Source organism: Rhodoferax sp. U2-2l (assembly GCF_020594515.1).
In the GTDB taxonomy this organism is placed as follows: domain Bacteria; phylum Pseudomonadota; class Gammaproteobacteria; order Burkholderiales; family Burkholderiaceae_C; genus Rhodoferax.
Window position 1 is genome coordinate 198,115 of record NZ_JAJCTH010000001.1, and the last position, 26,008, is coordinate 224,122.

Annotated in this window: 17 protein-coding genes; all 17 read right to left on the minus strand. The window is 69.1% G+C overall.

Translation table 11 applies throughout. The features are described from left to right. Window positions 1-405 precede the first annotated feature (405 nt). The gene (locus tag LHU53_RS00890; protein ID WP_227330185.1) at window positions 406-2,433 is read right to left on the minus strand and encodes an ATP-binding protein; all 2,028 of its coding nucleotides are present in this window, start codon (window positions 2,431-2,433) and stop codon (window positions 406-408) included. Further along, window positions 2,426-4,081 (minus strand): hypothetical protein, encoded by a 1,656-nt coding sequence (locus LHU53_RS00895; protein ID WP_227330186.1) that lies wholly within the window; start codon window positions 4,079-4,081, stop codon window positions 2,426-2,428. The genes LHU53_RS00890 and LHU53_RS00895 overlap by 8 nt, the downstream gene beginning before the upstream one ends. Window positions 4,082-4,087: 6 nt before the next feature. Continuing rightward, a complete protein-coding gene (locus LHU53_RS00900) occupies window positions 4,088-8,836 on the minus strand; it encodes a hypothetical protein (protein WP_227330187.1) in 4,749 nt (1,582 codons plus the stop codon). Then, window positions 8,833-10,809 carry a hypothetical protein gene (locus tag LHU53_RS00905; protein WP_227330188.1) on the minus strand — a complete coding sequence of 659 codons (1,977 nt, stop codon included), beginning with the start codon at window positions 10,807-10,809 and terminating at the stop codon, window positions 8,833-8,835. The genes LHU53_RS00900 and LHU53_RS00905 overlap by 4 nt, the downstream gene beginning before the upstream one ends. A gap of 894 nt (window positions 10,810-11,703) precedes the next feature. Next, window positions 11,704-12,717: a hypothetical protein gene (locus LHU53_RS00910; protein ID WP_227330189.1), complete on the minus strand. Its 1,014-nt coding sequence runs from the start codon at window positions 12,715-12,717 to the stop codon at window positions 11,704-11,706. A gap of 2 nt (window positions 12,718-12,719) precedes the next feature. After that, complete coding sequence (locus tag LHU53_RS00915; protein WP_227330190.1) at window positions 12,720-12,881, minus strand: hypothetical protein; 162 nt, start codon at window positions 12,879-12,881, stop codon at window positions 12,720-12,722. 10 nt (window positions 12,882-12,891) lie between these two features. After that, complete coding sequence (locus LHU53_RS00920; RefSeq protein ID WP_227330191.1) at window positions 12,892-13,236, minus strand: hypothetical protein; 345 nt, start codon at window positions 13,234-13,236, stop codon at window positions 12,892-12,894. Between the two features lie 25 nt (window positions 13,237-13,261). Further along, window positions 13,262-16,042, minus strand: coding sequence for a phage tail protein (locus LHU53_RS00925; protein ID WP_227330192.1), 2,781 nt, complete (start codon window positions 16,040-16,042; stop codon window positions 13,262-13,264). A 9-nt stretch (window positions 16,043-16,051) separates the two neighbouring features. Continuing rightward, the gene (locus tag LHU53_RS00930; RefSeq protein ID WP_227330193.1) at window positions 16,052-18,352 is read right to left on the minus strand and encodes a baseplate J/gp47 family protein; all 2,301 of its coding nucleotides are present in this window, start codon (window positions 18,350-18,352) and stop codon (window positions 16,052-16,054) included. Next, a complete protein-coding gene (locus LHU53_RS00935) occupies window positions 18,342-18,776 on the minus strand; it encodes a GPW/gp25 family protein (protein ID WP_227330194.1) in 435 nt (144 codons plus the stop codon). Before LHU53_RS00935 ends, LHU53_RS00930 begins: the two co-directional genes overlap by 11 nt. A gap of 3 nt (window positions 18,777-18,779) precedes the next feature. Then, complete coding sequence (locus LHU53_RS00940) at window positions 18,780-20,480, minus strand: hypothetical protein (protein ID WP_227330195.1); 1,701 nt, start codon at window positions 20,478-20,480, stop codon at window positions 18,780-18,782. A 7-nt stretch (window positions 20,481-20,487) separates the two neighbouring features. Next, a complete protein-coding gene (locus LHU53_RS00945; protein WP_227330196.1) occupies window positions 20,488-21,180 on the minus strand; it encodes a phage baseplate assembly protein V in 693 nt (230 codons plus the stop codon). 17 nt (window positions 21,181-21,197) lie between these two features. Beyond that, window positions 21,198-22,286 (minus strand): phage late control D family protein, encoded by a 1,089-nt coding sequence (locus tag LHU53_RS00950; protein WP_227330197.1) that lies wholly within the window; start codon window positions 22,284-22,286, stop codon window positions 21,198-21,200. A gap of 9 nt (window positions 22,287-22,295) precedes the next feature. Further along, on the minus strand, window positions 22,296-22,463 hold the full coding sequence (locus LHU53_RS00955) for a hypothetical protein (RefSeq protein ID WP_227330198.1): 168 nt from the start codon (window positions 22,461-22,463) through the stop codon (window positions 22,296-22,298). Between the two features lie 10 nt (window positions 22,464-22,473). Next, the gene (locus LHU53_RS00960; protein ID WP_227330199.1) at window positions 22,474-23,496 is read right to left on the minus strand and encodes a hypothetical protein; all 1,023 of its coding nucleotides are present in this window, start codon (window positions 23,494-23,496) and stop codon (window positions 22,474-22,476) included. A gap of 1 nt (window position 23,497) precedes the next feature. Beyond that, a complete protein-coding gene (locus tag LHU53_RS00965; protein WP_227330200.1) occupies window positions 23,498-24,037 on the minus strand; it encodes a phage tail protein in 540 nt (179 codons plus the stop codon). A gap of 21 nt (window positions 24,038-24,058) precedes the next feature. Continuing rightward, window positions 24,059-26,008, minus strand: coding sequence for a phage tail sheath C-terminal domain-containing protein (locus LHU53_RS00970; protein WP_227330201.1), 1,950 nt, complete (start codon window positions 26,006-26,008; stop codon window positions 24,059-24,061).

The following is a 26,008-nucleotide window of genomic DNA, read 5'->3' on the forward strand; positions in this document are numbered from 1 at the left end:
AGGTACGGGGATGGCGCTGGGGCCTGGGGGCGGCTGTTGGAAGCTGGCCGCCTGCGCTGATGTGGGCTCGGCGGCTGTGTGGGAGGTCATTGCCGAGCTGGCCGAGGTCTGGGTCGGGGGATCAGGACCGGTTGGCGGTCGCGCACCCGTCTGCAGGTAGTTGGGCAGGGCGCTGGCGCGCGGTGTGAGGCTGGTCTGTGGGTGCCGGGCGGATCCGGGTTCCCCAGCCCGTGGCGCAGACTCGGCGCCTTGCCGGCGCGCGGTCTGGGACGCGGCGCCGCGTTCGTTGCCGGTCGGCCCCTGCTGGCCGGGCGGTAGGTTGACATCAACCCCTGGCGCCGCCGTTGGTGCACGCCGACGCGTCGTGTGGGGACTAGGACCAGGCGCCTGGAACACGGCGGGCTTTCAGAGGCTGTCGGGTGGGCGCTGGCCCAGCTTGTGGTATTCCAACGCCAGGGCTTCGCGCAAGTCGTCCGCCTGCAGGTCGCTGGTCTGTGGCGGGGTGTCGTCAGCGTCGCCCAGCGCCTCGTACCGGCGCTGCCGGGCCAGCAGGGCGGCGGTGAGCACGGCGTTGCGGATGTGCCCGCCGGGCAGGTCGGCCAGCGCGGCCACGGTGTTCAACACCGCGGGGTCCAGCTGCGGCGATTCACCCAGGTGCAGCGACCACAGCGCGCGGCGCTCGGCCACGTCGGGCAGGGGGAACTCAATGACGGTGTCGAGTCTGCGCAAAAAGGCGTCGTCAAAACGCGCCTTGCTGTTGGAGGTGAGCACGGCCACGCCGTGGAAGGTTTCCAGCCGCTGCAGCAGGTAGTTGGTCTGCATGTTGGCGTAGCGGTCGTTGGCCTGTTTCACGTCGGTGCGGGCGCCGAACAGCGAGTCGGCTTCATCGAACAGCAGCACCGCATCCAGGTGCTCGGCCCGGCTGAGCAGCTGTGACAGGTTTTTTTCGGTTTCGCCGATGTATTTGCTGACCACGGCGGCCAGGTCCACGCGCACCAGCGGGCGGGCCAGGCGGTCGGCCAGCCATTGGGCAGCCAGCGTTTTGCCGGTGCCCGAGGCGCCGATGAACAAGGCCTTGACGCCATGGCTCAGGCGCCCGCGCAGCAGCGGCCCCAGCGGTGCGCTGGCATCGCCGCGGGCCAGGCAGCGGGTGAGCAGCAGGCCCAATTCGCGGTGCACGCTGGGCGGGCCGACCCAAGCGTCGGCAGGGATGTGATCGTCCGACACCTGGGCCCAGGCCGACAGGCTGCGGGCGCTGGCGCGCACCGCCTGCTCGATGGCCGCAGGCGCCGCCACGTCGGTCCCGGCCAGCGTAGCTGCCTGCGCCAGCACCGACAGGCCGCAACGTGATCGCTTGACGGCGCGTAAATCGGCGCACGGTTGGTTGGGTGTGGGCGTGGTCGGGTTGGTGGTTGTGGCCACGATGGCGCGCCACAGCGCCAGCCGGTCTCTGGCATCGGGCATGGGCAGGTCCAGCTCGTGCAGCGGCAGGTCGGTCTGCAGCGCGGTGTCCACGCCACCCAGCACGATCAGCGGGCCGTGCCAATGCGCCAGGGGCGGCAGGTGCAGCGCGCTGCCGGGGGCCAGCTCGGCATGCCACACCGGCCAGCCCTGCATGGCGATCAACGCCGGTACCACGCCTTCCCAAGCGGCCCACTGGGCGAGTGCTTCGGCGGACAGGGCGGCATCCGCGTCGGTCGACTGCACCGCGTAAGCTCGCTGGCCGCACAGGGGCGCCAGCGCGGCGGCCCAGGCCGCCAGTTCGTGGGCATCGGCACCGCGCAGCACCACCACACACGGACTCGTCGCCGCTTTTAACGTGGCAGCCAGCGTGTTGGCGGCATGTTGCCAAGCCTGCGGCATGGGCCAGGCGGGTGGGGTGATGGGGCGCAACACCAAGCGGCCCAGGCGGGTGGGGTGCACGGGGGGATTGGGGTTGGCCAACAGCGCCAGCAAGGCCTGCGGCAGCTGCAACAGGCGGCTGTGCGCCAGGTCAGAGGCTTGACCGCCCTCGGCGACCAGCTGCAGCAGCCCGCTGGCCATGGCCGGGCCTTGCAGGATCTGGCTCATGGCGAGCGCGGGTGATAGCGGCAGCTGATCTGGCGTTGGCAGCCGGGCGGCCAGGCTGGCGATCAGGCCCAGCGTGGGCCGCTGGGCGCCACTGCGCTCGGCGTTGCCCTGCAGCAGCGCCAGCGCGCTGGCCAGGGGCGCGTCGAACTCCACCCACACCGCCAGGGTCACCGCCAGTTGCTCAGCCTGGCTGAGCGACAGCGCCCGGGTCAGTGGCAATAGCCGCGCCTCATCCACCGCGGGCAAGGTGTCGGCGTCGAGCAGGGCCCGGGCGTCGGGGTGGCTGCGCAACTCGTCGGGCAACAGGGTGGCCAGCGCACCCAGCACGCGCTGGTGCAGCGACGGGCGGGTGCGTTCATCCATGCGCGCCTCCGTCATCGGCCGGCAGCCGTTCGCGTGACACAAAGTGGAATGCCACGATGCGGCCAAACCAGGGCACCCAGCCGGGGTCGCTGTCCAGCCCCAGGCGGCGCAAGCGCAGTTCCACCTCGTCCAGCGGATACAGCACGTCGAGGTGGGTGGCGGTGGCGCTGACCCAGCCGGTGCGCCGCACCACATCGGCCAGGTCCAGTCCGGCGTGCTGGCGCAAGGCACGGCGCAAACGCAAGCGCCACAGCCGCAAGGCCGCTGGCAGCGACCACCGGACCCCATCCACGCGCCCGGTTGGCAGGGTGATGTTGTCGGCGGGTGTGCGGATGAGGCAGTCACGTTGCGGGTCATGCGCCGGGGCGCCAGATTGGTCCAGCGCATCGGTCAGCAAGGTCTGGACAAAGGGTTGCCGCAGCTCGACCGGCTGCGCTTGCAGCCAGGTGTCAAAGCGCAAGACGCGCAGCAGGTTCAGCAGCAACAGCAGCCCGGCGTGGGCGCTGGGCTGGGCAGCGGCGAGCCAGGGCAGGGCAGAGATGGCGCCGGTGGGGCGGGCGCGGGCGGTCACGGGATGTGGCGGTTGCGTGGGCGGAACTGATGCTCGTTGGTCAGGGAGGTGGTCAGTCGGCGGGGTTGCCGAGGGCGGCGCGGTGCCCCGGGCAGGTGTGTCGGACGAGCTGACATCAAGTGCGCCTGGTAAGGCAGCTAGCGCAGCCGCTGCGGCGCCGGTGGCTGGCGGCGCGCGCTCCGTCCCAGGCAGTTGCGGGCGGGCCACGGTACCGTAGAAGCTGGTGCCGTGGGTGGTACCAGCCGGGCCCACTGATGCCGTGGTCGGGCTGACCTGGATGGCCAGCACCTGTTGCACGTCGGCCGATGTGGGTGGGCGTCCCAGCGCTGGTGCCAGCCACAACGCGGCCAACCAGGCGGCGGCCGAGGGTGAATCGGGCGCCACCTGGCCTAGCTGCAGCGCCGTGGCCAAGAGGGCCGCAGCCGCGGGAGGCGCAGCGCGGACGTGGGGGGCCTGCTTGGTGGCGGGCAGCAGCTTGCCAGCAGGTTCTGCCACCAGCAACGTTTGCCAGGCGTCCAGCGTGGCAGGCTGCATCGCCTGCGCCAAGGCGACAAGTTCCTGGTCGCGCCAGCACAGCAGCGCTTGCCGGGCCGGTTCGGGCGCCTCTTGCAACAACCACCTCACCACATCACTCACCTGACCGCGCAGCGGCAGGCCGGGTGCCAGCTCGGGCAGTGCGGCTGGCCAGAACCAGGCCTCGGTGGGCCGGTCTTGCGCCACCTGGTGCAGCCAGGCCAGCCGGGCTTCAAAGCGCGAAGCGAAAAACACCGCCTGGGCCTGAGCGGCCTGCGGGTGGTGGTGTGGCAAGGCATGGGCGGCCAGCGTGCGCCAGGCAGCCTCCAGCGCCCGGGCCACCAGCACCGGGCCCGCATGGCGCGGCAGATGGTGCAGCTGCAGGCGGCGCACCAGCACCAGGCGCCCGCAGTCGCCGAAGTCGGCGGTGGCCAGGGCGTCTTCGAGTGCCAAACGCAATGCGGTCGCCTCATCCGCAGCGCCGGTGCGAAGGATGGCGTGTTGCACGATACGCCCCCGCGGCCCCAGGCGCCGGGCCTGGTCGATGCGCGTGGCGCTGCTCATCATGGCCTAACGCACCGTGTTGAGCCTGGCGCTGTTGGTGCGCAGCTGATCGACCTGTTTGGCCAGGAGCCGCTCGGCTGCCACGCTGGCCTCTGCGCGCCCAGTGTCGCCACTTGCCTTGGGGATGGCGCTGGCGGGCACGGCGCTGGTGCGTGCCTGGTCGGCCTCGGTCTGCTGTCGCTGGGGCGTGGAAAGCGGCGTGCCGCTTTGCACCTGGACGCGCATGCTGCTGTCGAGCGTGAAGGTCACGCCCGCGGGCGCTTCGACGATGCGCGCCGTGGCGGTGCCCGCGCCCAGGTCTTCAATCACCGCCCGCGCCACCAGTGTGTGTGTGGCTGGCGCATGCACCAGCACCTGCATGCCGATGCGCGTGGTGGCCGGGTCGATGGCGATGTCCAGGCGCGTGTTCACCACCGCTGGCACCGGGCGCTGGATGCGCGCGCTGAGGATGCGTTTGACCGGTGCGTGGGCTGCCAGCAGCAGGCACACGCGCACCAGGTCGTTGATGGCAGCATGGGCCGAGGTCTCGTCCACCACCTGGGCAAACAGCCAGTCCACCATGCATTGCATCTGCCGCCAGACGATGTGATCGACACCCAGGCTTTCATCACCAAAACCGGGCAGCACGGTGAGCTGGCGCAGCGACACCGCTGGGTCGAGCTGCGAAAACAACTCGGCCCAGCGCAGCCGGGTGACCGGTGGCACCGAACACAGCGCCGCGTGCAGGCAGCTGGCGACCCCGCCCACGTCATCCAGCAAGCCCGCGGCGGCCAGGGTGACGGCGCGTGGCAAGGTACCAGCTGCAAACAGGTCGCGGATATTGACGATGTGCTGGGCGGGTTCGATGGCCTGGCGCCAGCTGCTGGCGCTGAACTGGCTGAGCTGCAGCGTGGCGTCCTGCTTGGACTGTTTCACCCGCAGGCTCTGTCGCTCGAAGGTCTGTTTCAGCAGCTGCCCGGTCTGGGAGGTTTCGCCCTCGATCAGGCTCAGGTGGCGGGTGGACAGGCTGTCGCTGCCGGTGGTGGCGATGCGCAACTGGGCCTGGGTGACCACGCGCTCCAGGTCCACTACCCGGTCCAGCTTGACAAACACCTGTGACAGCGTGCGCAGCCAACGCACCGGCACATCACGCAAGGTGTCGACCATAGCCTCTAACTCGGGCGGCGGCGTATGGGCCTCGCTGCGGCAGCGCGGCACCGGGTCGGCCACGTCGGCGGGCTGGGCGGCGAGCAGCGGCACGTCCTGCAGCGTCAGCGTCACGCGCGGGCGGCGAAACACCAGGTAGGGCACCTGCTCGGCCAGGATGGTTTTGCGTTTGGCCACCAGCGCATCGATGCGGGTCTGCTCCTCAGTGCGCAATGACCGTGCCACCGACAGGTCGTGCCGCACCTCGGCCAGCCGCACCGCCAGCGCATCCAGTGCCATTTGGATGCGGGTTGCCGCAGCCTGGATGCGTGTGCGTGCCGATTTGGCGTCGGACTGCAGTCGGCGGTAGTCCTCGGCGCGCAACTCCACACCGCGCAGGAAGCGGATGGTGTTGTCGATGGCGTCGATGCCACGGCGGAAGTAGACGGCTTCGTGTTTGTCATCGCCTTCGTCGAGCGCGTCGCGGTCGATAAAGTCGCCGGTCAGCATCTCCCGGGCGGTGATGGCCACCGAGGGTTGCGTCAGGTCGGCGGGGCCGTAGCCATAGACCTTGATGTCGTCCACCACCAGGCCGGTGGCGGCCAGGCCGTTGAGACCGGCCACGACAAAGTCGTTCTTGGCCTTGGCCGCCGCGTTGCTGGAGACCACCGAGGCCGGCAGTGTGAACCGCTCGGCCACGGTGACGGTGTTGTAGGTGGCGCCGATCAGGCTGGCGCCCACCACGTCTTTCACGGCCGGTGGGGCTTCCACGCTCAGCTGGCTGCCACGGGTCAGGCCCAGACCTGCGGTGGCTTTGACGCTGACCACGGTGGGGGCGATTTCCAGCGCGCCCAGCGTGCCGATCTTGTCGGTGATGCTCCCGGTTGCCGTCACCTGGAAGCCGCTGGTGGTAGCCCCGGTGTCCAGCGCCACCCGGTCGATATTGCCCAAAGTGGTGAAGGCGCCGGGCGTGGTGGTGATTCGGGGTGTGGCCACCGCAGTGCTGAAGAGACCCGTGTTACCCACAAACGCGCTGGCCGGTGCCGAGGTGCCGGTGAGCCGGGTGCTGGCCAGCAGCGTGCTGCCCCGGGGTTGAGCCGCAGGCACTGTCCCCCGGGGCTGGGCCACCAGCCCTTTGAAATCAGGCGGCTGGACCGCAGCCGCGCTCAAGCGGTTGAAATAGTCACTGAACTCCTTCTCGGTGGCGGCGGGGTTGTCGTTGCGTTTGACCAGTTCTGCCGCCGCTGGCGAGGTGAGGAAACGCCCGGCGTCTTCCACGCCCAGCACACTCTGGCGCAGTCGGAAGATGTCGGTGCGGGCGCGTAAAAAACCCATGTCGATGTGGTCGCCCGCGGTGCGGATGCGGCCATCGAGCCGGGTGATGAGCTCGTCCAGGCCGCCGTCCACCGTGCGCGGCAGCGACTCGGGCGTGCGCCCGGTCTTGGGCTCACCCAGTTCCACACTCAGCGCGCCGGACTGGAAATTGGCCCAGTTCTTCAGCAGCTGGTCGAGTTCACTCACATGGCGGGTGTGCGCTCTAGCTTCGGCTTGGGCATTGGCGGGAACAGGCTCGATGGGCAGCCCGTAGCTGGCGTCGTCGTCGGCGACGCTGGCGTCACCCTGGGTTTGCCAGGTCCATGTGCCGCCAACCCGAGCGCCGGGTGGCAGGGCATCCCCAACCCAGACAGTCTCCAGCCCGTTGGACGCCTTGCCCGCATGGCCCCAGGTGACTTGGCTTGGGCCCTCGCCGCCAAAGATGGCAAACGCCAGACCGTCGATGCGCCGCCGGCCCAGCCCGGCGCGCGACATCGGCACGGTCAGCTGGACCCATTCACCACTGGCAGGCAGGTCACCCACGCGGTCACCGTTGGCCTCGGCCGGTGCCGTGCCCCAGATGAACGGGCGTGTCACCACCTCGGGCACGTTCAGGGTCGCGCTGATCAGCGGCCGCAGACCGATGCCCAGTGGCGCGCTGTCGATGCGCACGAACACGATCAGGCTGTCGCTGGCCTGGAAGTCCAGCGGCAGATGCGCTTCGCTGAAGTCATGCAGCTCACCCGCCCCGGCCGCGGCGGTGGAGAGGTGCACGCGGCAAAACGCCAAAGCATCCAGCGCGCCGGTTTCGTCGGGCAGGGCGTTGAGATCATCTTGCGGGTAGGCGGGCAGGTTGCCAACCACCGCCTGGGTCAGCAGGTCGTGGCGGCGGCGCAGGCCGTCACGACGGGTCAGCAACTGCAGCCGTTTGCCGCTCAGGCGATTGATCTCCAGGTCAAACAGCGGGTGCACAGCCAGGTCGAGCTTGAGCAGGTCAGGGTCGTAATACCGTGCGGGCACCGGCACCAGCAGCTGCACTTGGTCGCGCAGCGAGAGGTTGTAGGGCAGCAGGGCGGAAGATTCGGCGATCAGCGCGTCCACCATGTCCAGCGGCACCGGCTGCGCTTGCACGTCGAACTGCGGCGGGAACAAGCTTTGGCGTCCGGTGGCGAAATCGGCCACGTCGCGCGGCAGCACCCCGGCGGGCGGCAGCCAGTCAAATTGCTGCTGCAGCGCTGTCGCGTTGCGTTGCGCCGCGGGCAGTTCGGCCAGGTGTTCCAGCAGTTGGGACACGCGGGCCTGCCACAACACATCGTCCCCCGACCAGGGCACCAGCGCGCTGCGGTTGCGCCGCCCGCCGCCCTGGCGGGCCACCGAGGCGCTGTCGGCAAACACCGGCTTGAAATCGGCGTCAAACGCGACCAGGGCCAGCGGCACACCCAAGCGCTCCCAGGGCCAGGGCGCGCCTCGGCTGGCCACCAGCGCGGCCTGCGCTGCTGCGTCATCGAGCTGGTCCTGGGACCAACCGGCGCGCTCGCGCCATTCGCGCATGGACCGGGGCGTGCCGACCGAGAGCCGCTCGCGCTCGGCATTGAACACCGCGTAGGCCAGCCGGTTGCGAAAGCGCGCATCCACCGTGCGGCCATCGCTGCGCCACAATGGCAGCGGACGGTCTGCTGGCCAGGGGGACCACATCAGCTGCAAGCCGTCTTCCCAAGCAGCCCCCGAGCTGGCCAGGGTGTCGGTAGCGTTGGGGCAGGGGGAATTGAGTTCGCCTCCCCGGTCCAGCGCGATGCTGCGCGGCACCGCTACCAGCACCATCGCGTGTGGCAGAAAACCTGCGCCATCCAGCTCGTCCAGCACTTGGCGCAGCGTGGCCTGGCGCTGTAGACCGGAGAGGCGCGTCCATGCCGAGGCATCGGCCAGCCGGTCTTGTAGCGCCTGATCAACCCGCGGCGAGGCCATGCAAATCGCATCAAACGCGATGTGTAACGGGTAGGCCAGTGCCACGTCCTGCCCGTCGGGGGCGATGGCGTGGCCGGGCATCAGCACCAGCGTCTGGCCTTCAATGGCAAGCGTCAACCCGTCGACGATGCCCGGCGCCACGGCCTGGCCCAGGCGCTGGGTGTTGGCAATGCGGCCGTGTTGTTCGGCGATCAGCGCGGTGTGGGTCAGCGCGCGCTGCGGGAACAGGTGGAGGTGTTTGCGAAGCGGCGGCTCGCCCGCCGCGCTGGCGGGATACGGCCCGAGGGCGGGCAGCGTGGCCAGCACATGTTCGCCGCCCACCGGGTGGGGGATGCCGCGCAGGATGTTCATGTTACGGCTCCGCGCAGGCCAGCCAGTGTGGTCAGGTTCTTCGTCGGATCGGCCGACACCGCCGCATCGCGCAGCTGTGCCGCAAATCGGCTGTGCTCGGCCAAAGGCAGCGCGCGGATCGCCACGTCCAGCTGCGGCGCCACACCGCTGTCGGCCACCGCTTGCACCACCTTGGCGCCCTGCAGGTCTTGGCGGGTGGTCTCGTCGGCCGCCTGCACCAGTGCGTCAAACCCTTCGCCCAGGCGCGGGTCGCCAAATTGGCGGGCAATCGTCAGCACATCGTCATGGCGCAGGCCTTCGTCCTGGCGCGCGTCGGCGCGTTGACTCAAGGCGCTCAGGGCACTGCGGCGCAACAGGTCGGAGGTGGCCAGGCGCTTGTCGGCCAGCGTGCTTGAGACCGCCAGCCGGGGCGAGGCCAGCAGGTTGGCCGTTTCGGCGCGCGCCAGCGTGGGCATGTTGGCGGTGATGGCATTGAAGCGGGTCAGTAGACCGTCGGCGCGCAGGCGCACGTCCACCTCTTGGTCGATGGCGGCGGCATCACCTGCCAGCCGCAGGGTGGCGCTGGAAATTTCGGCCGTGTAGGGCAGCTGGCGCTTGCGCAGGTACCAGAACATGCCACGCCCTTGCGCCGCGCCGCCGAGCTGGGCGCGCGTGGCGTCGATGGCGCTCTGCCAAGCCTGGGCCAGCGCGTCGGGTGCCAGCACACCGGGCAGCGTGGGGCGCACCAGCAGCGGCGGCTGCGCCAAGCGGATCAGCGACTCCAACGGTGAACGCTTGGCCACCAGCCCGGCTGAAGCCGAACGGACCGGGGTGACCACACTTTGCAGCGTGCGCTTGTGGGCTTCAAGTAGCTGGCGGGTGACTGGTGCCACGATCAGGATGGACAAGTGGTCCAGATCGGCGTCGGACGCCCGCAGGTCGATCGGCGGCAGCGCCAGAGATTCCTGCACCAGCGCGGCCAACTCGTCGCTGGGGATGAAGGCAAATTCACAATCCACCTGCGGCGGGAAGTAACTTTGCAGCAGCGTAAGTTGACCCAGCTCCTGTTCAAAACGCAGGGTGGACGCGGGCATGGGGCCCACAGGTGGCAGCGCCTCAAATTGGCGCACCGCCGCAAAACCGGCCTGCACGGTGGCGGTGTCGATGTCGTCCAAGTGGTCCTGGTGTTGTTGCAGCCAGGCTTCGAGCAGCGCGCGCGTGCGTTGCGACAGGCCCGCGGCCAACGTGGATTCGGCACCCACTTCGCGCCGAACCATGTAAACGTCCAGCCAGCGCAGCACGCCGCCTTCAAGGCACAACATGGCCAGCGGCAGGGCTTCTTGCTGCACACCGGTTTGTTGGCGCTCAAAAAACACCTCCCGCGCGACCCGGGCGCGTTTGGCGTTGGCGTTTTCCACGCCAGCGCGGTCGGGGTAGGGGATCAGGGTGATGGCGGTGGCCTCAAAAATGTCGCCATCACGCACCGTGCGCTGGCCATCCAGCGTGGTGGGATACGCGGTGGTGGGGGTGGCGCTGAACTCGATGGGGCGCAGCGCCAGCACAAACAGGCCACTGCGGTTGACGGCGCTGGCACCGGGCAGCACTTTTATGCCGAGCTGCACATCCAGCTGTGCGGTCTGCGGCAAGGCGCTGATGGGAATGGTTTGCCGCGTGTCGACGTTGACCAGGTCGCCCGCGGGCGTGATGCCGATACCGGGCTCGATCACCAGCGTGGGGCTGTTCGAGGCGGCTTGTGTGCCCAGTCCCACCATCAGCCCGCGAATGACACCGGCACCCATCGCCTGGGCCAGGTCTGACTGGCGCGCGCGGATGTAGTTCTGGTCCGCGGTCAGGTCGTCGGCGGTGAGAAAGCGGCCGTCGAAATAGAAGGGGCGGCGCCGACCGCTGTCGACGATGAACGCACCGGCGGCCAGTTGCGCCTGCAGCCGGGCGTCGTCCAGGGCGCTTTGAACCGTGACTTCACTGTTGGCCATGTCTTTCTCCTTGGGTGCGACGCGGGTCTGTGTGGTCTGTGTGGTTTACGTGGTTTACGTGGTTTGCCTGGTGCGCGGGTGGCCAAGGGCTGGGCGGGCAGGTCGCTGCGCTCAACAGCAGCGGTCGGCGTTGCCGACTTCGCTGTGGTGCTCGGGCATGGGGCGTGCCGCGTAACTCGCTGCGTTCGCTGGCGCTCTCTGCGCTCAGACAGACGCGGCGAGTCAGTGATGGAGGCGCGCTGTGCGCGCCGCCCCATGCCCTGCGCTCCTCGCCGCTGCTGAATCGCTCCGCAACCTGCCCGCCCAGCCCTTGGCTGAGGCGTAACGTGAAAGCACAGGCTGTCATCCCGGACTCGATCCGGGATCCATGGATTGCGGGTCGGGGCCCGCAATGACAGCCTTCTTTCAAGCTTCGTCGTGGCTTGGTTGCCAGGTCGGTTAGGCTGTGACCGTGACTTTGACTTTGACTGTCGCATTGGCTGTTTCCCCTTGCGTGAACACCAACACCGCTCGTTGAGCGGCAGGTGGTTGGTTGGGGCTGGCGATTTCTGGGGCGCTGAAGCGCGCAGGGTTCGGGGCTGCGTGCGCAGCACGCCTTCACAACTGACTCGTCGTGGTTGTCTGAGCGCAGAGAGCGCCAGCGAACGCAGCGAGTTCCACGACGCGCCCCGAACCTGAGCACTGCAAGGGAGTCGGCGTGCAGCGTCGACCGCCCCAGCATGAGCCAGCCCCAACCAGCCACCTGCCGCGGCACCAGACCGAGCCAGCCCCGACCAACCACCTGCCGCGACCACCGAACACTGCCATGAAGATAGCGCAGTCGGCCGCCCCAGAATGAGCCAGTCACGGCATACCCACCGCCACGACGCACCCCAAGCCAAACGACAACAGCGTTCACACCGCCCCCCGCCACGCATAAGGGTTGAACACAATCGGCCGCAAGCCGTTGTCCGCCAGGTCGCGCCACCTGGGCTCACGCAAATCACCCGCTGCTGGTGCGGCAGCGCTGGCGATGGTCTCAATGCCAGCCAGGTCCAGGGTGGGAAATGTGTTGCCGTCAGCCTGCAGCACCGGCACCGACACACGCGCCAGCAGCACCCGGTCCCATTCGGCGTCGCTGGCGTGTTCGGCCAGCTTGGGCAGGCGCTCGGGGTTCAGGGGTGATGCCTCGGGCCAGGCGTCGAGCGCACTTTCCATGCACCACAGCCGCCGCGCTGCTTCCAGCTGCACCGGGTCGTCGATGCCCTGCAGGGCAGCCAGCATGGCCTCCAGTTTGGGCGAACGCGGCTGCGGCACGGCCAGCTCACCGTCGGGTTGGCCAAGCGTGGCGTTCACCGTGTGGGCCAACTGCAAGGTCAGCTCAAAGGCGTCGGCCAGGCGCGAGGGCACCACGTAGTCGGTGGCGTTGAACGGGCCGGCGGCGAAGGCGGGGGTTTTGCCGTGCGGGCAGACGGCAAAACGCGCAAACACATCAAACACCAGGCGCTGTTGGCCCGGCGTATCTTCACGCACGGCGTCGATGACGGCACGGCGCTCGGCAGCCGATGTGCCCGGGTCCTGCTGACGCGCCAGCCAGCGGGCAATGTGAATGCACTGCGTGCGGCGCACCTCGATCAGCCGACCCAGCCGGTCCATCGCCAGCCCGGGTGCCACAAACACTTCGAGCTCGGGGTTGTCCCCTGCCGGGCAACTCACACGCAAGCCCGCGACCGTGCCGTGGCCGTAAAGCGCGGCAAAAGCCCGGCCCATGCGGCCACGCAGGTAGTGCTGCTCATCGGCAAAGTCTTCGGCCCCCAGCAGCACGCCGGTGGCGTAGTTCACGCGCTCGGGCACACCTTGGGTGGCCAGGCTGTCGGCCACCAGGCGGTCGGTCTGTTCCTCCACGCGGGTTTTGTCGGCAGCACCCATGCTCACTCCTTCACGACCTTGATCAACAGACTGGCCACGGCGCTCTTGCCGGTGCGCCCCTGCACCACCAGCTGCACTTGGTAGGTGCCTGGTTTGAGCCGGGGATCGAGCGCGACCACGGGCTCAGGGGTGCTGAGCCGGGCGCCGAGCTTGAGCGTTTCCATGGCGCGGCGCTCAGCCTTGCAGCAGCGTCCAGTTCCAGACCTTCACCGCGCCGCCGATGTCGCTGGAGCGGTCCCCGGTGAGCAGGAAGGGCTTGCCGAACGGTACGGTGACTGCGGGCTCGGAATTGCGCGAGCCGTCGGGGTTCATCAGGTCGACCACGGCGGTGGGGCGTTCGGTGTCTTGAATGATGATGGTGACGCTGGCGGTGTCGGAGTCGTTGCCCGAATCGTCGGTGACGACCAGCTGGAACACGTGTTTGCCGGGCTTGAGCGGGGCGCGCTCAGAGGCCACCACGTCGAGCAGGGGCTCGTCGGACTTGACCTGGGTGTCGGTGCCGGGAATGAATTTGGCCATGGTGATTGCTCCTGTTGGGTGAGGGTCAGGCGGGGGGTAAATGGGTCCACGAGAAAGCGGTGATCACGTGGCCAGCATCGGCAGATGACTCGCTGCCGTCGAGTTGAAAAGGAGTAGTGGTTCCACCAGGGGCGCTGCCCTGCAGTCTTGCGCGCGCCACGGGCGGCGTCGCCGACGCTGTGGCGCTGGAGAGTACTCCCTCGAAGGCACCGGCATGGGCGTCCAGCGAGGCCTCGCCGCGCAAGGTGTCCACACCGCCCAGCGCCGAGGTCTCATCACCAGGGCCGACACGCACGGGCCGCTGCGGCGGCGCGGCGCGCAGATACGTGTCGGCGCCGATCAGCGAGGCCACGCCGACCATGAACGGGTAGGCGGCACGGGTCACGCGCACTAGCACGTGCGCGGGCGCCCCCAGCTGGCTCAGCCGCTGCACCAGGCCGAACTCGTCGGCATCCACCGTCTCGTGCACCAGCACGGTCACGCGGTGGGCCAGATCGTCGAACAGGGCCCGCCCTGCGGCGGCGGTTTGGCTTTGCAGCAGGGCGCGGTCGCTGTCACGGTCGGTGCCCAGGCGGCGAAACAGGGCCAGAAAGGTCTGCAACTGGTCGTCTTGCAGCGTGCGCGCGTCGCCCAGGAACAGCGTGTCGCCTACCACCGAGTTGCCCGATTGGGTGATGTCGCTGGTGAGCGGGTCGTGCCGGTCCTGCAGGTCGGCGCCGAGGATGGTCGAGAGGGTGCGGCGCAGCCGGAAGTCCTCCACCACCACGATGCGGCCCTGCGTCACGCCGCCGTCGGTGGCGATGTCCAGCGCCAGTTTGAGACCCGCCAGCGTGCCGTGGCGCCGGGCCAAGGGCGCGGCGTTGGCCAGCATCCAGCGGGCCCGCGCTGTCGGCAGGCCCGGCTGCAGCGACTGGCCAACCCAGCTGGCCAGCCAGGGCAGGGCCTCGGGCGGGCAGGCCTGGGCGTCGGTCAGCAGCGCGGCGGCGGCCACGCGGGCTTCGATGTCGGTGAACAGGCCTTCAAACAGGTGCAGGAACCGGTCCAGGAAATCGGCGCCGGTGGCGGGGCCCTCGCGCTCAGCATCCTCACCAAAGGCTTGTTCGTGGTACAGCGCGGGCAGGTAGCGGTCGCGGTACGACACACGGCCCGCGTAGGCCCGCAGCGCCACCAGCTCCGGGCTGGCGCGGCCGTCGCCAAACAATTCGACTGCCACCCACAGGCGCGAGCCCTGCAGCGCGCGAACGGCGGTGTTCGCCCGCTGGATCAACACGGTGAACAGGCCGCTCTGGCCCGGCACCGGCGGGCAGCCCAACACGCCTTGACCTTGCGGTATTTCGGTGGGCTCTTTCACCCAGGCCGCGCGTGGCAGGTCGTCGGGAAGGGCGGCCTGCACATTGGGTGGCAGGGCGCTGCGCTCGCCAAACAGGTGCGGGTACCAGCGCGCGCGCTGGCCCGGCTCGGCGGGGGCAAAGGCCGGTACACCGGCTTCGCTGGTGGCCAGCCAGACGATCATCGCGCAGCCGGGTGGCACGATGGCCTCGGCATACAGCCGGTGCCAGACGGTGGCCGGATCGCGCGTGTCCACCAGGCCCAGCGAAGCCAGCACCCGGGCTTGGGGCGTGCGGCCGTCGGCTGCGTTCACCACCAGGCCGTAACGCGCGCGGGAGGCACTGGAGATGCGCGCCACCCGCGCCGGTTGCGCCCCCTGCGGGCTGCTGCGCGGATAGTGCAGGCGGTCGCCCGGGCGCGTGGCCAGGAACGGGCCGCCGGTCCAGCCTGCGAGCGGGTGGTAGTCGCCCAGAGCGGGCAGCGCGGCGGGCAAGTCGTCCGGCAGCGCGGTCTGGCTGGGGTCGCTGGCAGCGGCTAACCGCGCCAGCAAGGCCCGGGGCAGGGCGTAAGTGAACACGCCCGGGTCGCGCAAGCGGCCATCGGCGCCAGCCAGCGTGCCCCGGGTGGCCACGGCGAGGCGTTCGCCCGCTACAAAACCCAGCGTGTGGGGAAACTTGGGGCCGTCCAGGGTTAGTGGCAGCGAAAGGCGGCCATCGTCGAGCAACAGGCGCACCCGCGCGCCGCCCGTGCCGCGCTGCAGACTCATCACCATCAGTTGGCCGTGGCGGTGGGTGGCCAACGCGACCACTTTTTCTTCAGCAGGCGCCTGGCCGACCAGCAGTTGCCAGCGCGGTGGGTTGGGGTTGGGGTGGTGGGCTTCAAAGCGTGCGTCGCTGTCGCGCCCGACCCAGATCGGAGCCTGGGCGGTGGGCAGGCCAGACACACGTGCCAGGCGGCCTTGCGCCACATCCAGCGCCCACACACCGCCACCGGGTGCCGAGGCCAGGCGCTGCGGCTGAAAACCGGCGGGGGCATCCAGCTGGGTCGGCCCGAAGCGGCCGCGCAGGTCCACCAGCCACAGGGCGCCGTTGGCCGCGAGGTAAAGCATATCGTCGTCACCCACCGCCATGTCGCTCACCGGCTGGGCCTCGGGCGGCAGGGCGAAGGCGCGTGGGGCCAGGTCATGCTGCGCCGCCAGGTGGGAGGTGGAGACGATTTGCGTGCCGTCCCAGCGCACATGGTTGCCCAGCGCGTCCACTGCCATGGCGGGCTGCAATACCACATCCGCCACGCTCTGGGCGGCTTCAGTCAACGTGCCGCCGGGTGCGCAGCTGGCCAAGCGGGTGCCGGTGATGTGGTGGTTCAGCGTCGGCTCCACGCTCACCGCGCGTGCGTCACCGTCTTGTGGCACCCGCCAAGGCTGCAGGCCGCCGGTGTTGTGCGACAGACCAAAGGAGCGCAGGCCGTTGATGTCCATGGCGTGTGCTCAGCAGAGGGTGGGCACCACCGGCAGGGCCAGCGCGGTTTGGCGGGTGGCCACCGGGTCGTCAAACGGCGAGGTGACCGAGGCCGGGGCGTCCACCCCCTCGGTCACCACCACGGCGCTGAGTTCTGGCAACTGCCAAGGCTCCAGCGTCAGCGTGGTCACGGCCTTGCCGATACCGGGCAACTCGGTGTAGACACCGTCTTTGGCTTCAAACAGGCGCACCGGCGAGACACCGGCCACACCGGGGGTGCGCGCCACCACCACCTCGAGTTCGCGGTCGGTCAGCGCGCGCCCCAGCGGGTAGCCGCCGTCGCTGGTGGCCGTGTCCGGCCAGGGGCCATCGACACCCGCCGGGCCGATGGGCAGCGGCCACAGGTAGGTGCGCAGCGCCTGTCGCACAGCGCTCAGCACCTGTTCCCGCGCAAAACCGTCGGCCACTTGCACTGCCACGGTCAGACCGATTTGCCGGTACTCGCAACCCATCACATACAGCTCGGTAGCGAGAGGGCGGCGCTCGTTCAGGAAGCCGTGGACCGCTTCCAGCAACGGGCGGTCAGCGCGCGGGCAGGGGGCGGCATGGTCGACGCTGCTGCGTGCGGGAAGCACCATCACCGACACCGCGCCGGGTACCGCGCTGTTGCGCTCGTGTGGTTTGAAACGCGGCAACACCGCCACCCGGCCGACGGCGGCGCCCGGCGCTTCACGGGCCAGGGTGCGGTAATCGTCGGCCGTGACGGCACGGTCGCGGTGCTGGAAGTAGGCCGGGATGCGGCGTTCAGCGGCGTCCAGCGTTTCAGCGTCGGCGCCGCCCTGCAGCGCCAGCGGTTGCCACACGGTGATGGCCGGGCTGGGTTTGGCCAGGGCGCCGGTGCGCATGTCGGTCACGCGGTCGAGTTGGGTGAGCAAGCCGGGCTGCAGATTGCCGCCAGAGCCGCCGCCCACGCGCAGGCCATCCACCACGATGCGGCTGCCGGTGCTGGGCACACGCCCCTGCACCCCGTTGCCAAAGCGCACCGTACCGGCTTCGATGTCCACCTGCACCGCGCGGTCCAGCGGGCCGCAGCGGCCCAGGTCGTCCACCGCGGGCCAGACCGCGCTGCCGCTGATGGCGTCATGCACGATGACCTGCAGGGTGGCGGCGTCGGCGCTGCCTTGGGCGCTGATGCCCAGGTCATACTGCTGGTCCGAGCCGCCGTCTGACACGCCGATGGCACGCGCCGGCAAGGCCTGGCGCTGTTCCACCTGCACCGCGTTGATGCCTGCCCAGGTCAGGCGCAGGCTGGTGGTGCTGGCCTGGCCGGGTGGCAGGCGCAGGCGTAACCAGCTGACCAGGCGCTCGGCTTCTTCTTCATTCTCCAGCCGCGGCGGGGCGTTGCCCACGCCGGCCATCAGGTTCTGGCGCGGGTCGTTGGCGGGTGCGCCGATGCTGGCCAGGTTAGGCAAGGCCAGCCGGAGCACACCGGCCTGGCGCAGGCCGCGGGTGCCGTCTTCCAGCACGTCGAGCGCCAGCATGTCGGGCACGTCCGGCGTGCTGGCGTCGCTGCCGGTGCTGATCTCCCACAGCAGGGGCAGCGGCGCGCGGGTGCTGACTGCCTCCATGTCTTCGGCCATGTCCAGGGCCGGCACCACGCCGACATTGAGGGCGCGTGAGCTACCCCGCACTTCGGCGCCCAGCGACTGCAGGGCCTCTGCGCGCTGCTGGGCGCTGGGCGCCAGCAGCGCGATCCAAAGCGCGCCATCTACCGTGGCCTCCAGAATGTCGACGCCTTGTGCCAGGTTCTGGCCCGGTGCAAACACCGATGTGGTCACATAACCGGTAGGGGTGCCCTCGACCCCCTGGTAGACGGCCTGCAAGTCAGGCAGCAGGGCGTTGAAATCGGCCTGCTCGGCCGCGCTGAGTTTGCGCCGCACATAAGCGCTGCCGGTCAGCGGGTAGGCGGTGCAGAAGTTCAGCGTGGCAAAGGGAACGGGTTTGTCGATGGCCGCACCGGCAGGCACCGGCAGCGCCACCACCTGTTTGTCGGCCTTGACCTGCAGCGCCACCATGCCGCGCGCCGCGCGGGCGGGTTTGAGTGGCATGCCCAGCAGGCGCAGGTAGGCCAGACGCTGGCGCTCGGGGATCAGGTTGGCGCGGTACAGGATGGTGTCGCCCAGCCACGCAAACAGGTCGATCAGTGTGCGGCCGGGGTCGCCGGGGCGTGGGTGCGTCCACTCAGGCGTGTGGGCCGGGATGCGCGACAGCAGTTCGGCGACCAGGTCGTCGTAGCTGCGGTCGTCGAGGGCGGGCGGTTTAATGGGCACGACGTGCCTCCATCACCAGCGTCAGGCCCACGCGGGCCGGGGCGCCGGTACGTACCAGCCGGTAGGCAATCTCCACCCGCACACCGTCGGCCACGCCGGTGGCGGCGTCGCTCACCGGGTCCACGGCGATGCCGTCCACCACGATGCGGTCTTCCCAGCGTTTCAAGGCATCTTCCACCAGCTCCTTGATGCGGCTGCGCGTGGCGACCGTGTTGGGCTCGGTCAGCAGGTTTTCCAGCCCGGCACCAAAGCCGGGGGCCATCAGCTGCTCACCCGGGCGGGTGGCCAGCAGCACCTGGATCTGCTCGCGCACACTTTGCGCCAGGCCCGGGTAGTGCAGCTGGCCGTTGGCGTCGGGCACCGGCAGCAGCGGCCAACCCAGCGGCTCGCTCAGGTGGATGCGGGGGGGTGCCAACGGGGTCATGTGCTACTCCTTGGCCTTGGGGATGGGAATGCAGATCTTCAGCATCGGTAGCCACCAGAAGATCAGGTTGAACAACTGCAAAAAGATGTTCAGCACGATGAAGGCGCACAGCGTGATGATGGGCAGCGAGAAGCTGCAGATCCAGCCCAGGCCCAGACCGTTGCCGCCGCTGCCCTTGCCGTCGCGCAGGTCTTTGGCGTCGGTGCGCAGCAGGGCGGCAAGCTTGGGCGGCAGCGCAAACGCCACGGTGGGCCGCACGCGGGCCAGCTGGGCGCGGTCCATCAGGTCGGGCAGCGGGATCACCGGCACCGGCGCGCCCGAGGACTCGAACCACGGCGCGATGGTGAACGGCTCGCTGTAGTCAGACCACACCAAGCGGCCGGGGCAGCCCGGGTGATCAGGTTTCAGGCGGATGAAAGCGCGCACCACGTAGCGGGCCTCGACGCCCGAGCCATCGGCCTCAAAGCGCCCTCGGGCGGGCAGCAGCTGCGCAAACTGTTGCTGCAGGCACAGCAGCGACGCCTCAAAAATCGCCTGCGCCAGCGTGTCGCTGACTGCGCCCCAGCGGTCGGGCAGGGTGAGGGCGGCACCGGGTACCGCGTCCAGCAGCACTGCCTTGGCGCGCAGCAGAAAGTCGTAAGCGCTGCTGCGGTCGGTGCGGGTGACTTGCCCTTGGCTGTTGCGCACATCACTTTCCACCTGCAACTGGCGCAGCGCGGCTTGCATGGCAGCCGGGCCGGTACCGCTGCCGAAGGCGTTGAACTCGTTGCCCAGCTGCAGCAGCAGCGCGCCCAGCTGAGCGTCCAGCGCCCGGAATTCGGCAGGGGACAAGCTCGATGGTTTTTCCTGCGCAGCCGCAGTCCATTGCTCGGTGCTGAAGCTGCGGGCCGTGGGCACCGGCAGCGTGCGGGCACCGCCCTGGCGCAAATACACCACCAGATCGTCGGCCAGTTGCTGGCGCTCTTGCGGGGTGCTGCCAAACACCGGCGGCGTGGCGGCGTGCTCAGTGAGTTCACCCGAACTCACCCGCAGGGTGCCGAACAGCAGCGTGCGGGCCACGCCATCAGCCACCTCGGGCGGTGTCTTGAACAGCGGTTGCACGTCTTCGCTCACCGCCACTTTGGCGCCAGCCAGTCGGGCGCTGCCAGCGGTGCGCACGGCACGCTGACTCGGCGCCAGCGCGTTGAGCACCGGGTGGCCCAGGTTCACCGCCAGGCCGCGTCGGTCTTGCGCCGGGTCCAGGCTCTCGTCCACCGCCTCCCAGCCGAACACTTGCGTGCCGGCTTTGAGCCAGGCCAACTTCTGGCTGCCCACGACACGGCGCAACACGAAGCCGCTGCTCTCGATCTTCCTGGGGTCCAGACGCGGCTGGCCGGGTAGGTCGCAAAAAACCTCCATCACCACCAGGTTGAACACGCGCTGCACCGGCTGGAACAGGCGCGGTACACCCTGGTGGCGGGTAGGTGTGCTGGCCAGCAGCGCGGCGTGGGCGCTGGCATCACCCAAATCAGCCAGCAGGCCTTCGACAAAGTCTTGGTCGCGCCGCGCCACGATCACCGGCGCCGCTGGAGCCGCACGCGGGTCGGCCCGCAGGCCGCTGAGCAGCACCGGATGGGCCTGCCCGGGCGCCTGTGCCGACGGTGCACGCAGGGCCAGCGGGCGCGGCGGGCTTTTGGGCGGTGGGGTGATGGTTGCTGCGCTCATGTCGGACTCACCAGATGTTGCCTGCGCCGGGGGTGTACGAGGTCGACACCACCGCGTTGGTGATCAGCGTGTCGCACTTGACCACGCCCGAGAAATTGGACATGGCGGCGTCCACCTTGACCGTCGCCGCAGTCACCTCCACGCTGGCCGCCTGCACTTTCACCTTGGCGGGCGACTCCACCGTGATGCCCGCCGGCGCCAGGGTTATGGTGTTGCCGGCACATTCGATGGTGACGTTGCCGCCGCTCGCGTCGGTCAGGGTCAGCGTCACACCGCCCGGGGTGGAACATTCGATCTTGCAGGTAGCGTCACTTTCCTCGACGATGGCGATGCGGGTGCCGGCCTTGCCGGTGAGGCTCCAGCGGTCCACCCGGCCGTTCAAGGTTTCGGGCGGTGTCGAGGCACCGTTCCAGAGGCCACCCACCACCACTGGATGCCGCGCGTCGCCGCCTACAAACACCACCAGCACCTCGTCGCCTTCCTGCGGGATGAAAAAACCACCCCGGTTGGCGCCGGCAAACGGGCTGGCCACGCGGGCCCAAAGGGCCACATCGGCATCGGTATCGAGTGCGTAGAGTTCCACTTTCACCCGCGCCAGCTGTTCAGGATCGTCCACGTCAGTGACCCGGCCGAGGTAGGGCAGGGCCAGCGCGTGCAGCGGCACGCCAAAGCTGGAGAGGGGCAGGGTGTCGCGTGGCATGGCGTTCTTTCGCGACCTCAGGCCGGGTTACCGAAGTAGGCGCACTCGGCGCTGAATTCAGTCTCAAACCCGCGCTGCATGTCGTAACGGTGCGTGCAGGCGGTGACGTAGTAGGTGTTGTCAAAACGCGGCGACACACCGGCTAGCGTCAGGTGGGTGCCCACGCGCAGGGCCGGGTTGCCCTCGCACTGACCCTGTACCCGCACGAAACGCCGGGCGCGTTGCGCCATTTCGGCCTGGGCCAGCGCGTCGGCCTCGGATTGGCTCAGCGCCAGCCGGTGTGCGGTCTGTTGCACCCGATCACCCCAGGTTTGCTGCAGCAGCGCCTGCCCGGTGCGGCCGCTGCCCGGGCCCAGCGCTGCGCCACGGCTGCTGCCCAACACGGCGCTGCCCTGGCTGGGGTCAAAGCCAGTGACCTTGACCTCAGTTACCTGGTGTGCGAGGTCGGCCACCACCTGCAGCTTGTGCAACTGGCTGTGCAGGCGCAGGGTGATCTGGCTGCGCTGCACGTCCTGGCGCGGCGCCACCTGCAGCTCGCGGCCCACCACCTGCATGTCGGCGCCATGGCGCGCCAGCAGGCGGCGCAAAAAAGCGAGGTCGCTTTCGTCGAACTGCACTTCCAGATCGGCCACCTCGGTGAGGCCGGTGACGGTAGCTGTGAGGCCCATGCGGCTGGCCACGTCGCGCGCGATGTCGGCCACGGACTGGTTCTCATAAACCGCGATCCGGCGCGTCATGCGGGCTTGCTGGGCGCTGTCTTCGGCCTGCAGAATCAGGCGGGGCGGGCCCTCGGAATCGAAGGCGAATGCCAGCGCGCTGACCAGCCCGGAAAAAATCTCGGTGGGCGCGGCGGCTTCACCGGCGTACACCTTCAGTTGGCTGCCCAGTTTGAGCACCTGCTCATCTTCAAAGGCCGGGCCAACCTGGCCACTTTCGCGGGCCGTGAAGTTGACAAAACTGACCTCCAGGCTGGACAAGGCGCCTTCCTGCTCGCGCATCACCAGCGACTGCAGCAGGCTGCCTGCCATGGCGTTGTCCTGCCCGTCGATGCGCAGCGTGGGCCGCGCCGAGTACAGGGCCAGTTGGGACAGGTTGCTTTCGCCCATGGTGTGTGCTCAGTCGGCGGCGAGTCGCTCCAGCCGCCAGGCTTCGCGCTGCAGTACGGTCTGCAAGGCGGCCTCCATCAGCGCCACGTTGGCCCCAGCTGCCTCGTTGGCGGGCGCAGCGGGCGTTTCGGGTGCAGGCAGCGTTTGCACATCCAGTTCTTCAATGACAACGGCCATGCTGTGTTCCTCAGTCGAATTTGATGCGGGCACTGGGGCCCATGTCGGCCCGCATGCCCGATGAACTGGGGCTGATGGCCTGACCGCCCAGTGCAAAACCACTGCCTACTGCCAGGGCCGGTGGCGGCGCGGCGGGCAGAAGCGCGCTGGTGTTAAGTGCCGGGACACCCGCACTGGCCTTGCTGGTACCCAGTCCGGAAAAAGCCTGCAAACTGCTGGCACCCTTGCTGCCCGCGCCGACGCCTGCGCCCAGGCCAACGCCCACGCCCACGCCCACGCCCACGCCCACGCCCACGCCCACGCCCACGCCCACGCCCACCGAGGCGCCTGCCGAAAAACTCACCGCAGCTTTGAGCTGGATACCGCCACCCACCACCGCGGCCACACCCACACCGGGGTTGCGCATGCTCTCAAAACCGTTGCTGGCGGCCAAGGCGCGGCCCGCGTTGGCGTTGCCGCCTTGCGCCGCCATGCCACTGGTGCCGCGGCTGCCCAGGCTGGCCAGGCTCACGCTGCCACCCGCAGCCGCCGCGGCATCGGGGTGGCCAGGTGGCAAGCTTGCGAACACGTCTTTCGGGTCTTGCGAGGACAGGCCGATCTTCAGCGTGGAGCGCAGCGGCACACCTTCGGCGGAGAAAAAGTCCAGGTTTTCCCGGAACGCTTCAACGATGCCCTTGAACAGGAAAGTGCCCCAGCGGAAACCCACCAAGGCCGGGGCCTGATCCTTGTTGGTGGCTTTGTCGCCCGGGTTGAGGAACTGCTTGATGCGGTCTGTCTCGCTGCGCACATCGCCGCCGTCGTGCGTGCTGTCAAACACCAAGTCGAACTCCAGCTTGGCGGTGGTCTGGGCCACGAACTGTTTGGCGTTGGCATCGCGCCCCTTTTTCTCCAGCGTGTTCTGCACCGAATAAGACAGGGATGTCGGGTTGAACTGCACCAGCACTGCGTCCGCGCTGGTAGCACCGGGCTCCTGCCCCGGGCAGGCCTGGTTGACCTTGAACAGCTTGGCCTTGTGTTCGTCGGGAATGCGCATGTCAGGCCGCCTCAATGAAGAGGCCCTCGTGAACCAGGTGGATTTCTTCAATGCCCACGTCCGCGCTGCGGGCGTTGAAATCGGCTGCCTTGAACTTGACCGGCATGGCGCGCTCCAGCCGCCACTTCAGCACCGGGTTACTCTGCAGGTCCAGCAGGGTGATGCGCACGGTCAGGCGGTGGGCGAAGGCGCCGTTGGCGCGCGTGGCGTCGGTGCGCGCACCGGCAAACAGGCCCCACCAGTGCCACAGGTCGCTGGCCTGGGTCAAACCGCGCTTGAGGACCACGGTGGCAAAACTCACCTGGCCGGCGCGCTGGTGGGCACCATAGTTGGCACCACCTTCCTGGATGGTTTTGGGCGCCATGGCAGCTTCCAGGCCCGAGACCTCTGAAAAAGCGCCCTGGCACAGTGCTTCGCTGCTGCGGTCGTCGTTGCCACCACCGCGCGCGGCAATCGGCTCGCGGGTGAACGCCACCACAAAGCGGTTGCCAAACAGCGGTGCTTCAAAGCCGTCGTTGCCGGGGCGGGTGAGATCGGCCATGGTGGGCATCCGTTCGGGGGCTCAGGCGGCGTTGGCAAACACTGGCGCGGTGCCAGCGTCGCGCAGGTTCAGCACCACCACGATGCGCTGCACCGGCTGGGCGGGTTGCAGCGCAATCTGCACGATGAGTCGGCCGTCATCGATGTCGCGCTGCTGCATGGTGTCGCGGCCGCAGCGCACGCTGTACGGCGTGCCATCGGTGGACAGCGCCCCCGCGTTGAGCAGGCTGCGCATCAGGTCGTTCAGCCGCTCACGCACGCGGGCCCACAGGCGCTCGCCGTTGGGCTCAAAGGCAAAGTCGTCACCGGCGCGCCGGGCGGACTGGATCACCACATTGATGAGGCGACGCACGGCGGCCTGACGGGTGCGCGGGTCGGCCGAGCAGCTCACATCCGAGAGCAATTGGGCCCCGAGCGGACTCGGTCCCAGCAGGCACACACGCTCAGCCAGGGTGAGCGCGCCCAGCGGCGTCCAGGTGGCCTCTTGCTGCACCTGGGTCCAGGGCAGGGCGGGGGCGCTGTCTTGGTAGCGCAAGAGCGGCCGGGTGGCGGCTGAGCGGTAGGCGCCGCGCTCCAGGGCGTTGCGCGCCAGCACACCGGCCAGGCTGCCTTCGGGCGCTTCCACGCCGCCTTGGGCGTCGGCGCTGTCGGCGGTGATCAGCCACGGGTAGGCCAGCTGTAGGCGATCGCTCAGCAGCGTGTCGTCGGCCACGCTGGTGCTGCGCAGCCATCCCGGTGTGCGTGCCATCCAGGGCACCCACTGTGAGGGCGCTGGCAGCTCGCGGCCATCGCCCAGCAGGGGCAGCGAGGCGAGCAGTTGCACATCGCGCCGGGCGTGGGCGCGCCCGGGGTTGTCCAGCAGATGCAGTGCGCGCAGTTGCAACTGGCGCCAGACTTCCAGCCCCCGGCTGTTCAGGCGCGGTGGCGCCAGGCGGCGCCCGGTTGGCTGGGAGGCGGGGGCAACTTCAGCCACGCAGTCGACAAACCGCTCTTCGCTGCTGGTCACTTCAGCCGGTGGCACGTCGCCACTCAGCGGCTGCGCGCAGGCGTCCACCAGATCGGGCATCAGGGCGAAACTCACCTCCGCAAGTCCGTAAACGTGCTCCAGCCCTACCCAGTCGGTGGCTGACAGGGCGGGTGGCGGGGCACTGCCCAGCAGACCGACCGGCATGCCCAGTTTCACCTGGCGGCGGATGCCCGGCAGTTGCGGGCAGCGGTCGGTGTCGTACTCGTTGCCCTGATCAGCTTCCGGGAAGCAGGCGGCAAAGCGGCTGACGGCGGATTCAAACAGGGCACTGGGGTCGCCGGTGCGCACCACCCAGGCGCGGCGACCGCCTTCACCAAAAAAAGCCCGCAAGGCCACACCCAGCGGTGTGGCCACCACTGGGTCGGCCGGGCGCACGGTGCGGTCACGCACGCCGCGCTGGTCCCAGGCAAACAGGCTGCTGAAGGCTTCGAAACTGTCCAGCCGCACCGGCAGGTTCAGCAGGCGCTGCACCCGCGTCCAGGCGGCCAGTTCATTGCCAAGCAAAAGCCCGCCGGGATGGAATTCGCGTTGCCGCAGGTCTTCGACCAGCGCCTCTGGCAAAGGACTCAGCTCACGACAGGCCTGCAGCAGGCTGGCGAACAGCGGCTGCTGATCGCTACTGGCGGTGTGCTTTTCCAGGAAGTTGGTCAGGGCTGAGCGCTCATCCATCCCGCCACTCTGGGCCAGCAGGCTTTGCGAAAAGCGGTCGGGTGTGTCGAGTGCCACACGCAACCGGGCCAGCGGCAAACCACCCACGCTGCTCACCTGATGCGACACCAGCCACCGCTGCAGCACCACCGGTAGCAGTTGCGGTCCGGTCACCAACCCCGCACGCCGCCGCGCCACCGTGCCCACAAAGCAGGCGATATCGCTGCGCAGCGGGTGGCTGGTAGCAGGCGCGGCAAGCTCAAAGCTCAGGCCTGGGCGAAGGCGGGTGATGGACAT

What these genes read in the sequence shown, in the direction of transcription:
- LHU53_RS00890 (WP_227330185.1), bottom strand. Translation starts at nt 2,433, where the DNA reads ATGGATGAACGCACCCGCCCGTCGCTGCACCAGCGCGTGCTGGGTGCG.
- LHU53_RS00895 (WP_227330186.1), bottom strand. Translation starts at nt 4,081, where the DNA reads ATGAGCAGCGCCACGCGCATCGACCAGGCCCGGCGCCTGGGGCCGCGG.
- LHU53_RS00900 (WP_227330187.1), bottom strand. Translation starts at nt 8,836, where the DNA reads ATGAACATCCTGCGCGGCATCCCCCACCCGGTGGGCGGCGAACATGTG.
- LHU53_RS00905 (WP_227330188.1), bottom strand. Translation starts at nt 10,809, where the DNA reads ATGGCCAACAGTGAAGTCACGGTTCAAAGCGCCCTGGACGACGCCCGG.
- LHU53_RS00910 (WP_227330189.1), bottom strand. Translation starts at nt 12,717, where the DNA reads ATGGGTGCTGCCGACAAAACCCGCGTGGAGGAACAGACCGACCGCCTG.
- LHU53_RS00915 (WP_227330190.1), bottom strand. Translation starts at nt 12,881, where the DNA reads ATGGAAACGCTCAAGCTCGGCGCCCGGCTCAGCACCCCTGAGCCCGTG.
- LHU53_RS00920 (WP_227330191.1), bottom strand. Translation starts at nt 13,236, where the DNA reads ATGGCCAAATTCATTCCCGGCACCGACACCCAGGTCAAGTCCGACGAG.
- LHU53_RS00925 (WP_227330192.1), bottom strand. Translation starts at nt 16,042, where the DNA reads ATGGACATCAACGGCCTGCGCTCCTTTGGTCTGTCGCACAACACCGGC.
- LHU53_RS00935 (WP_227330194.1), bottom strand. Translation starts at nt 18,776, where the DNA reads ATGACCCCGTTGGCACCCCCCCGCATCCACCTGAGCGAGCCGCTGGGT.
- LHU53_RS00940 (WP_227330195.1), bottom strand. Translation starts at nt 20,480, where the DNA reads ATGAGCGCAGCAACCATCACCCCACCGCCCAAAAGCCCGCCGCGCCCG.
- LHU53_RS00945 (WP_227330196.1), bottom strand. Translation starts at nt 21,180, where the DNA reads ATGCCACGCGACACCCTGCCCCTCTCCAGCTTTGGCGTGCCGCTGCAC.
- LHU53_RS00950 (WP_227330197.1), bottom strand. Translation starts at nt 22,286, where the DNA reads ATGGGCGAAAGCAACCTGTCCCAACTGGCCCTGTACTCGGCGCGGCCC.
- LHU53_RS00955 (WP_227330198.1), bottom strand. Translation starts at nt 22,463, where the DNA reads ATGGCCGTTGTCATTGAAGAACTGGATGTGCAAACGCTGCCTGCACCC.
- LHU53_RS00960 (WP_227330199.1), bottom strand. Translation starts at nt 23,496, where the DNA reads ATGCGCATTCCCGACGAACACAAGGCCAAGCTGTTCAAGGTCAACCAG.
- LHU53_RS00965 (WP_227330200.1), bottom strand. Translation starts at nt 24,037, where the DNA reads ATGGCCGATCTCACCCGCCCCGGCAACGACGGCTTTGAAGCACCGCTG.
- LHU53_RS00970 (WP_227330201.1), bottom strand. Translation starts at nt 26,008, where the DNA reads ATGTCCATCACCCGCCTTCGCCCAGGCCTGAGCTTTGAGCTTGCCGCG.